The organism is Anaerostipes sp., assembly GCF_018381315.1.
Lineage (GTDB): Bacteria > Bacillota > Clostridia > Lachnospirales > Lachnospiraceae > Anaerostipes.
This window is the reverse complement of sequence record NZ_JAGZSD010000035.1, coordinates 1-7,773: the sequence shown is the minus strand read 5'-3', so window position 1 is coordinate 7,773 and position 7,773 is coordinate 1. Positions and strand designations below refer to the sequence as shown.

The window sequence follows — 7,773 nt, the reverse complement described above, 5'->3', positions numbered from 1 at the left end:
AAAGATCAATGAGGAAAAAACAGCAGGGAAAACAGGAGATTATCCGCTGACGATTGCAACTCCAAACGGAACCCAGATCACGATTCATGTATATCTGAGGGACCAGGGCAGCAGCCATAAGGAAGGGGAAAAGACTTCCAGCATTGGTGCCAACGGGTTTACGAAGCCGACAGGAGGAAAACTTTTTACAGAGGATGAGATCAGGGAACTCTGCAAAGCTATGGGAAAGGATCTGTATGGGAATAATGAAGTGCCGTCAGTAGATGGAGAACAGCTTAAAAAGATCAACGATGCCAAGGACAACTATCGGACAGGGGAGTTTCCATTGACCTTTAGTCTGGAGGACGGGACGAAGACTACAGTTACCATAACGCTTACAGGAGTGCATAAAGTGACGTTCGATTCCGACGGAGGGGACTACCAGCCGGAACCCCAGATGATAAACGGAGGAGAAAAAGCATCACAGCCAAGAGATCCCAAAAGAGATGGATATACCTTTGAAGGCTGGTATTATATCGATGAAAATGGAAAAGAAGCCAGATGGGACTTTGATACGCCGGTGAATGACAGTATAAAGCTGACAGCGAAGTGGAAACAGATACCCAAAGAGACTGAGGCAGAAAAAAGAACAGAACAAAGCACTGAAAAAAAGAAACAAACACCGGAGAAGTGGAAATACAGAGAAGTCACAAAAGAAAACAAAAAGAGAGTGGCAAAGACCGGGGATCAAAATGGGATTCTATGGCTGATATTATGTTTGACGGGAGGAACAGGAATCCTTGCTTTCTGCTTCTATAGAAAACGAATAAGAGAATAAAGAGAAAGACTTTAATGGAAAATGAATAACTATGCATAACAGATAAATTAATATGCACTTTAAGGCTCCCATTGCGGAGCCTTTTTTTCGTGTCCAAAAGGACTTAAGTATTATCCAGCACCTGCGGAAGACAAAGAGGAATCAGCATAAAAATAATGTAGAAATAAGGTATGCATTTACAAAGAGAATGATAAGTAAACGGATAAAAAACAGGGGGCAGATTAAAAAGCTGTCTCCTGTTTTTCCTGATTTTTATGAATGATTTTGTCCGGAATTAAAATGTGCTCCGCTCCCGGAATGCCAAGCCGGGATAAAATGTCCATTGTTTTGCAGAATTCATAATTCACCAGTTCCTCCAGAACGACAGAGAAGCGGGGAAAATCTCTTTTGTTCAAGGACTCAATGAGCGTGTCAAAATAAGGTTCATATATGGCGTTGATTGTTTCCTGCTTTCCCTGCAGTCCGCGGAAAGCGTAGGACCAAAAAAATTGGAGAAGCAGCTCGGAATAAACAGTACGAATAGCCTGATAAGGAGCAGATTTTGCTATCCAGTCCAGTATGAAATAGGATATTGTCTCGCCCCGCCTCCGTTCTCTGTTTGCTTTCAGTTTCTGACACAGCTGTTTGACTGAATTTAAGTCAAGAGAAGAGAGTGTGAGCATCGATACTTCTTTACATGACAGGGCAAATATCTGAAGACTTTCCGTCAAATCTAAAAGCCGGCGCTGCAGGACCGGATTTGTAAAATCGCTGTTTTCTGTAGCTTTATCAAATGGAAGGACTGATGTGCCCACATATTTAACTGGCTTTATGGCTCCAACACTGCTGAGAAGTTCAAATGACCTGCGGACTGTACTTAATGAAACGCCCTTTTGTTCTGCAAGTTCCTTCTGGGAAGGAAGCAGGCTCCCAACAGGATAGATTCCCCGGCTGATCGAAATGAGAAGCTCCATAGAAAAGGAATAGCACAGCTGCTGGCTTTTTTTATAAGAGGTCCAGACAAAGGGTATTTCCTTTTCCGGGGACGGTGCTGTAATTTTGGCCTCATAAAACCTGGTAAGGGCCGGGGGAAGAGACTTTATGGATTGATCCACCATATCACGCAGCGCAGACCAGTTCTTTTCCCGGCAAAGTTTTAGGAGTGTTGGCAGATAATTGGCGGACCCATCAAAATACCGCAGGTTATCTTTGATACTGAAAAAAGGGTCAAATAAAAACATAAAGGTCTGCCAGGTGAGCCCCATGAGAAGGGAGTTTCCAAGGGCACGGTACTTTTGGCTGAGATGTTCCAGCATTGCATAAGGGGGCGCTGTGTTTTTCTCATGGGAAAGCCGTTCCATTTCCATCAGCATCTCTTTGGAGGCATATCTGAGTCCAAACCATTGGGCGTTGCTGAACAAAGGCCCCATAGCGTTTGCAAGGTCAATCATAGAGGCTTTTCGCATGGCAAAAAAAGTCTGGATAAACTGTTCTGTCTCATGACTGTTATAGCGGACTTTGACAGCTGCTCCTACATTTTTTTCCAGGGTGATGTACCCCTCGTTTTTGAGTTTCAGGTATGCAGCACGGGCCGTGTCAACTGATACGTGAAACCGGGTGCTGGTTTCTTCTATTGTAGGAAGTTTTTCTCCGAAGTGATAAACGCCAAAACGTATCTGGGTCAGCAGGACACTGTAGACGACCTGGCGCAATTCTATACTGTTTTCCAAAATGAGTCCTCCATTTAATTAAAACCGTACAGTAACTAGTAAATGAAGTATATCATTTTTAAAGCAATGTTTCTATATCAAAGGGTTCAGCTTATGGTTGTTATCCTTATTTATATTTGCTATACTCGGTATATATATGTATGTGAACAATAGGGGTTGTGGTAAAAGATAATATGTTTGACTGCAATTTTGTGAGCGGGATTTTAAGATTGGATTGTGTTATTGTGCAGCCGGAAAGCGAGGAGTTAAAATAGATGCAGAATAAAGAAAAAAGTAAAGGGCATGCCGAAGGCCGAAGCCATCTGATAAGTGTTGCCAGCACAATAATCCTTATTGTGCTGATGCTTTGTTATCTGCTTATGACCATCACCAACTCCGCCAATCTGGCAGCTCAAACAGAGATTATCTCAAATCATCCCTTTGAGGTGGTGATTTCCGCCGGGGATGTGAAGCTCTATGTGTCCGAGATGAGCCTGAGGACAGACCGCCTGAAACGCCATCATAACAGTACGGATATAAAAATTGCCGGCAGCAAGCTGGATGATCTGGTTCTGTCCCTGGAAGAGCCGGTTGCCCAGATGGTAGATTTATATTTGGGCGATGCGAAGGATGTGCAGGCATTAAAAGACACTCTGGCGGTTTTACAGACGAAACAAGCCGATTATTTGAAGTTCTGCAGACAGCCTGAACTCACAGAGACGGAAATTGAAGCTTATGCGCAGAAACACTTACAGCCCTTTTATGATAAGGCATTTGAACAGACAGAAAATATCATTTCGTCTGCTCAGACAAAAAAGGTAGGCTATGGAAAGACTGCGGAAAGGCTGAGGGTCACAAACCTGGCCGGTTCCATTGTATTGATGACTATGATGATTGCTGTGCTGTTGATCTCCCAATACGTTCTGCACCGCCAGCGGAAGGAACTGGTTTACCGCAGCAGACTCTTCGATAATCTGTCACTGAGCATCGATGACGCTTTTATCATCAGAGATATAAAGACCGGCATGATTAATTACAGAGGGCTTAATCTGGAACGGATATTGGGAATACAGATGACGGATGTGGAAGAACTTTATAAGGGTATGAAAGAGGAAGATTCCCGGGCCTTTCGGGAAGGGGTAAGTGATCCGCAGTTTATTTCACCTTTTGAAAGGCTGGTGGAATATACGAAACCCAATAAAGAGAAGCTTTGGATGTTAATCCGGGTCTACCGGGTGGAAGATTTACATACTCCGCAGCTGATCACTGTATTTTCTGACCGCACCGAGGAAGTCCGCTCACGCCAGACTCTGCAGGAAGCTATGCTGGCCGCAGAGCGCGCCAACACGGCGAAGAGCGATTTTTTGTCCCGGATGAGCCATGAAATCCGGACTCCTTTGAACGCCATTATCGGTATGACTACGATAGCGGCAGCATCTGTAAAAGATCCTGTAAGGATCGAGGACTGTCTCTCAAAAATAGCTTTCTCCTCCAAGCATTTGCTGATGCTGATCAACGATGTGCTGGATATGTCAAAGATAGAGAGCAGCAAAATGGTGCTGCAGAACGAACCTTTTGATATTTTTGAGATTGTCAGCGGTTTTGTCTCCACTGTCTATGCCCAGGCAAAGGAAAAGGGAATCGAGTTCAAAGAAACGATGGAAGGTCTTGAAAATGACAGTGTCTTTATCGGAGACTCACTGCGGCTTAATCAGATTCTTTTAAATCTCAGTTCCAATGCAGTAAAGTTCACTGCTCCGGGAGGCAGCATCCGTCTGAACGTTTCCCGGCACAAGACCGGGAATACGACTGACATCCTGCGCTTTATTCTTTCAGACACCGGAATCGGTATGACGAAGGAAGCTGTGGAACATATTTTCCAGCCGTTTGAACAGGCTGACGCTTCCATTGCAAAACGTTTTGGAGGAACGGGACTTGGCATGTCCATCACCCGGAATTTGGTCACGCTCATGGGAGGGCAAATTAGGGTGGAAAGTGAGCCCGGCGTCGGAACTGCCTGCATTGTGGATTTACCCTTCCGAAAAGGGGAGGAAAGCTGTCTGCCGGAGCCGGATTTTGAAGAGCAGGGGCTGCGGGCGCTGATTGTGGATGATGAGCAGCAAGTCTGTGAGCAGACTGCCGTCTTGCTTGAAAAAATTAAAATTGAGGCAGAATGGAGACTTTCCGGCACCGAGGGTGTGGAACGGGTGAAGGAAACCCACCGGGAAGGCAGGGACATCGACCTTTGTCTGATCGACTGGAAAATGCCGGATATGGACGGTGTCGAGGTGACACGCTGTATCCGCCGGGAGGTGGGAAATGATGTCCCTATTGTGATGATTTCGGCCTATGACATTTCCGAAGTGGAGGAAGAAGCCCGGGCGGCCGGGGTCAACGGGTTTTTACCCAAACCTCTCTACAGATCTTCTGTCTATGCCGCTATAAAAGAGGCACTGGGGCATAAGGGACAGCCAATTCCTGATATGAAAGCAAAAACCGGCGGCAGGCCTTTGGAAGGATTCCGCCTGTTGATGGCAGAGGACAATGACCTGAATCAGGAGATCGCAGCGACACTGCTGCGCATGAATGGGGCAGAGGTAGACTGTGTGGAGGATGGACAGCAGGCACTGGATACATTTTTGGCCTCCAGGCCGGGTGATTATGATGCAATTTTGATGGATGTACAGATGCCGGTGATGGACGGACACGAGTCAGCAAGGCGCATTCGTGCATCTAGTCATCCGCTGGCACTGAAAATTCCTATCATTGCTACAACAGCCAATGCATTCAGTGATGATATATCTGCCGCCCTGGCGGCCGGAATGAACGCTCATGTCAGTAAGCCGCTGGACATTGTACAGCTGTGTAAAACCCTTTCGGAATGCATCTACAGAGAGAATGATAAGTAAACAGATAACTTACAGGGGGCAGATTAAAAAGCTGTCCCCTGTTTCTTTTTTCTAACCTTCATAAATAAGCAAAACTCCTATAACGAATGATTTTAATATTTGCCCGAAAAAGCGCTCAAGGGCAGAGGAAAGGATGGAGAGACAATGAAAAAAACGTGGAGGAAACGGCTGACCGCAGTTACTCTAATGATGGCAGTGGGAATTGGTACAGGGATGCCGCTGAGGGCTCAGGAAGAGGAAATGTCTGGAAAAACCGGGGGAGGGTATTTGTGAAATAAAGGAAATTCCTCCGGAGAGTGCGGAGGAGGAATCCCTTCAAGATTTAGTGATAAGTCCGGTTACTGAAAAGGCCAATACGACAGAACTGTCTGAGACAGCCACAGTGAATCGGGAAGAAAATAAGAACCCGGGTGAGAAAATAAAAAAAACAGCTGTCAAAAGAGAATTGGCAGAAAACGGACAGACTCTCTTAGATGTGAGCAAAGGGCATATAACGATTACCAAAAAAGGAGCAGCCGGGGGAGGACTTACTGAAAATGAGACAAAGTTAAACCCGAAGGGGTATTGGATCACAGGGACAACATCTTCTTACAGAATCGTAGTGGATGAGGGAGTGAAGACGGACCTTACTCTGGATAATGTAAGTATTACCTGTGATATATACGACTGTATCACTGTTTCCCATGCATATGTGACGATTACATTGATTGGATCGAATCTTTTAGACTGCAAAGATCTTCGAAGTAACCAAAGTACGGCGGGATGTGCCATAGGAAAGGATGGAATGGACGGGGAACTGACAATCCGATGCCAAAAATCAGGAAAAGAAGGGCACCGGTGTGACAGTTCCTGCGGATCCCTGAAGGCGATAGGGCATGAGATGGATATTACAGCGATCGGAAGCACTTGCAGGGGACTCTATATGGGAGACAAAGAAATTGGTTTTTCTAATTTTACAATAGAGGGAGGAAATATCGAAGCACAGGGAGGAGCACATTCCTGTGGAATTGGCGCGGCCTGCGTTTCACAACATCAAAGCGGCGGAAAAGGATATGCAAAAAATATTACAATTTCCGGCGGAAATGTAAATGCCACGGGAACCAGTTACGGAGCGGGCATCGGAGGCGGCTATGGCACAAAAGTAGAGGGGCTTTATATCACAGGCGGAAAGGTAGAAGCTGCCGGCGGTGCATATGCTCCCGGAATTGGATCCTCAAGCAATAGCGGTGCTTCCGATCAGACTATGGAAGTGAAAGATCTCAAAATCAGCGGGGGAGACACGATTGTCATTGCTGTGGGAGATGAAGGCACAAAAATGCCGGGGATTGGTTCTGCAGGAGGGCCGTCTTATGTGACCGATGCCGCAGCAGTTCCCGATTTCGGATATCAGGGGTACATTCAGGATGGGACATCCCTGACAAACTACAGTTTCGTAGAAGGAACGCCCTTTAAAGAGAAAAAAGAGATCAATGTAGGAAAGTTTTATACCAAAGTATATTTCGGACCGTTTCGGGATGCTAACGGAATCGAAAACTCCACAAAGGAGCAGATCGGGGCCAACCATGTATTTAGCCAGACAGGCGGAGAGGCTTTTACAGAGGAACAGTTAAAGGGAATCACCATGGTGACCGGAAAACAGGAAAACGGTTCAGATTTTTCTTATGATGATTTAACCTATGCGGACAAAGCTCAGCTGGACGTAATCAACGAAGCAAAGACTTCCGGAAAGACCGGAGAGTTCCCGCTGACCTTTACAACACCGAATGGAACCACGGCTACAGTGACCGTGTACCTGAAGGATAAAGGAACTGATGCGGCGGATATCCATCCGGAACAGATGGAGCCTACCATAGCCGCAGATGACTGCGGTGCCGATTCGGGAGGGGATGCATGGACAGAGGAAGACGTGCAGAAGCTCTGTGATGTAAAAGGGAAAAACGAGAATGGAGCTACTTACGACCAAAAAGATCTGACACCGGATGCAGATCAGCTGGCGGCGATCAATGAAGTCAAGATATCAGGAAAAGGCGGAAAGTTTGATCTCACCTTCACTTCTCCATCAGGTAAGAAAGCCACCGTGGAGGTCATTCTGAAAGCCTATGATGAAACCACAGAAGAAAACGGAGAGATGATCAAAGGCCTGAATATTATCAGCCAGACCGGAGGAAAGGCTTTCACGGAAGAACAGCTGAAGGAATTTTCAGGCGTTGTGGCCTGGGACAGCCAGCCGGCCAGCATATCCAGAGAGGATTTAGTATTTCCGGATAGTTCCCAGATACAAAAGATCAATGAGGAAAAAACAGCAGGGAAAACAGGAGATTATCCGCTGACGATTGCAACTCCAAACGGAACCCAGATC

Annotated in this window: 5 protein-coding genes; 4 read left to right on the top strand and 1 reads right to left on the bottom strand. The window is 46.1% G+C overall.

What is annotated here, in order from left to right; genetic code table 11:
- On the top strand, window positions 1-817 hold an 817-nt coding region (locus tag KH180_RS16355; protein WP_290762368.1), incomplete at its 5' end, for an InlB B-repeat-containing protein.
- A 221-nt stretch (window positions 818-1,038) separates the two neighbouring features.
- On the opposite strand, the gene KH180_RS16350 is transcribed toward KH180_RS16355, so the two are convergent.
- Entirely contained in the window at window positions 1,039-2,526 is a 1,488-nt protein-coding gene (locus tag KH180_RS16350) for a GntR family transcriptional regulator (protein ID WP_290762366.1), read from the bottom strand.
- Between the two features lie 254 nt (window positions 2,527-2,780).
- Here KH180_RS16350 and KH180_RS16345 point away from each other — a divergent pair, with 254 nt between their 5' ends.
- From KH180_RS16345 to KH180_RS16335, 3 genes are all read left to right on the top strand, one after another.
- Window positions 2,781-5,414 carry a hybrid sensor histidine kinase/response regulator gene (locus KH180_RS16345; protein ID WP_290762364.1) on the top strand — a complete coding sequence of 878 codons (2,634 nt, stop codon included), beginning with the start codon at window positions 2,781-2,783 and terminating at the stop codon, window positions 5,412-5,414.
- Between the two features lie 144 nt (window positions 5,415-5,558).
- Window positions 5,559-5,687, top strand: coding sequence for a hypothetical protein (locus KH180_RS16340; RefSeq protein ID WP_290762362.1), 129 nt, complete (start codon window positions 5,559-5,561; stop codon window positions 5,685-5,687).
- Between the two features lie 52 nt (window positions 5,688-5,739).
- On the top strand, window positions 5,740-7,773 hold a 2,034-nt coding region (locus tag KH180_RS16335), incomplete at its 3' end, for a hypothetical protein (protein ID WP_290762360.1).

Bases quoted from the DNA above. Each gene is read 5' to 3' on its own strand.
- KH180_RS16345 (WP_290762364.1), top strand. From the start codon at position 2,781: ATGCAGAATAAAGAAAAAAGTAAAGGGCATGCCGAAGGCCGAAGCCAT.
- KH180_RS16340 (WP_290762362.1), top strand. From the start codon at position 5,559: ATGAAAAAAACGTGGAGGAAACGGCTGACCGCAGTTACTCTAATGATG.